Genomic DNA, 1,591 nt, shown 5'->3' on the forward strand with positions numbered 1-1,591 from the left:
CCTCAACGCCGACATAGGCTTTCACCGCGTCCTGCAGCGCGGTCTCGGAGAACTCCAGCATCGACCGGTAGTGGGCGCTGCCCAGGTAGTAGCGCAGCTCGGCCGCGCGCACCCGCTGCAGCAGCGCCGGTATGGCCAGCACGTTGCCCAGCGACTTGCTCATCTTCTCGCCGCCCATCGTCACCCAGCCGTTGTGCAGCCAGTAGCGGGCGAACCCGTCGCCGGCGGCGCGGCTCTGGGCGATCTCGTTCTCGTGGTGCGGGAAGACCAAATCCATTCCGCCGCAATGGATGTCGAACTCCGGCCCCAGATAGGTGCGGGCCATCGCGGAACATTCCAGGTGCCACCCGGGGCGGCCGCGGCCCCACGGGGTGGGCCAGGACGGCTCGCCGGGCTTGGCGGCCTTCCACAGCGTGAAATCACGCTGATCGCGTTTGCAGGTGGCCACGCCCTCGCCCTGATGGACGTCGTCGATCTTGTGCCCGGACAGCTGCCCGTATTCGGGATAGCTGAGTACGTTGAAGTACACGTCGCCGCCGGCGGCGTAGGCGTGACCGGTTTCGATCAGCCGTCCCATTAATTCGACCATCTGGGTGATGTGCCCGGTGGCCCGCGGCTCGGCCGACGGCGGCAACACGTCCAGGGCGTCGTAGGCGGCGCTGAAGGCCCGCTCGTAGGTGGCCGCCCATTCCCACCACGGCCGGCCCGCCGCGGCGGCCTTGTTGAGGATCTTGTCGTCGATGTCGGTGACGTTGCGGATGAACGCGACGTCGCAGCCGCGCGCGATCAGCCATCGGCGCAGGATGTCGAAGGCCACCCCGCTGCGGACGTGGCCGATGTGCGGCAGGCCCTGGACCGTCGCACCACACAGGTAGATGGAGACGTGGCCCTCGCGCAGCGGAACGAAATCACGCACGGCGCCGGTTGCCGTGTCGTGTAGCCGCAAGCGGGCCTGATCGGTCACGACGTGCCAGCTTACCGGGTAGTTCCCCGGCGCCCGGCGCTGCGCGGGGTTACCCGGTGGAGACGACCAGCGCGGTGGCGATCGCGGCGAGGCCCTCACCGCGTCCGGTCAGCCCCAACCCGTCGGTCGTCGTCGCCGACACCGACACCGGCGCGCCCAGCAATTCCGACAGCACCCGCTGCGCCTCGGCGCGGCGCGGACCGACCTTCGGCCGGTTGCCGATGACCTGTACGGCGGCGTTACCGACCCGGAAACCGTGGTGCGACGCCAGATCCGCGACATGGCGCAGCATGTCGGCGCCGCTGACGCCTTTCCAGCGCGGATCGTCGACCCCGAACACCGTCCCGAGGTCGCCGAGCCCGGCCGCCGACAACACCGCGTCACACAGGGCGTGCGCCCCCACGTCGCCGTCAGAATGCCCCGCGCAGCCGTCGGCGTCGCCGAATTGCAGACCCAGCAGCCAGCACGGCCGTCCCGGTTCGATCGGGTGCACATCGACGCCCAGGCCCACCCGGGGAAGCGGCGGCACGGCGTTCACCGGCGCACGACGGTCTCGGCCAGCAGCAAATCGAGCTGGGTGGTGATCTTGAATGCCAGCGGGTCGCCGTCGACCACCTGGACCTGGCC

The 1,591-nt window shown here is 69.9% G+C and carries 3 protein-coding genes; all 3 read right to left on the bottom strand.

Annotated features, from left to right (window positions below; all coding sequences use genetic code 11):
- The coding region (gene cysS, locus A9W96_RS24310; protein ID WP_067024166.1) for a cysteine--tRNA ligase at positions 1 to 964 on the bottom strand (964 nt) is incomplete at its 3' end.
- 49 nt (positions 965 to 1,013) lie between these two features.
- Entirely contained in the window at positions 1,014 to 1,493 is a 480-nt protein-coding gene (ispF, locus tag A9W96_RS24315; protein ID WP_156748892.1) for a 2-C-methyl-D-erythritol 2,4-cyclodiphosphate synthase, read from the bottom strand.
- Between the two features lie 5 nt (positions 1,494 to 1,498).
- On the bottom strand, positions 1,499 to 1,591 hold a 93-nt coding region (locus tag A9W96_RS31740), incomplete at its 5' end, for a 2-C-methyl-D-erythritol 4-phosphate cytidylyltransferase (RefSeq protein WP_197499629.1).

This window comes from Mycobacterium sp. 1245852.3, from assembly GCF_001669335.1.
Lineage (GTDB): Bacteria > Actinomycetota > Actinomycetes > Mycobacteriales > Mycobacteriaceae > Mycobacterium > Mycobacterium europaeum_A.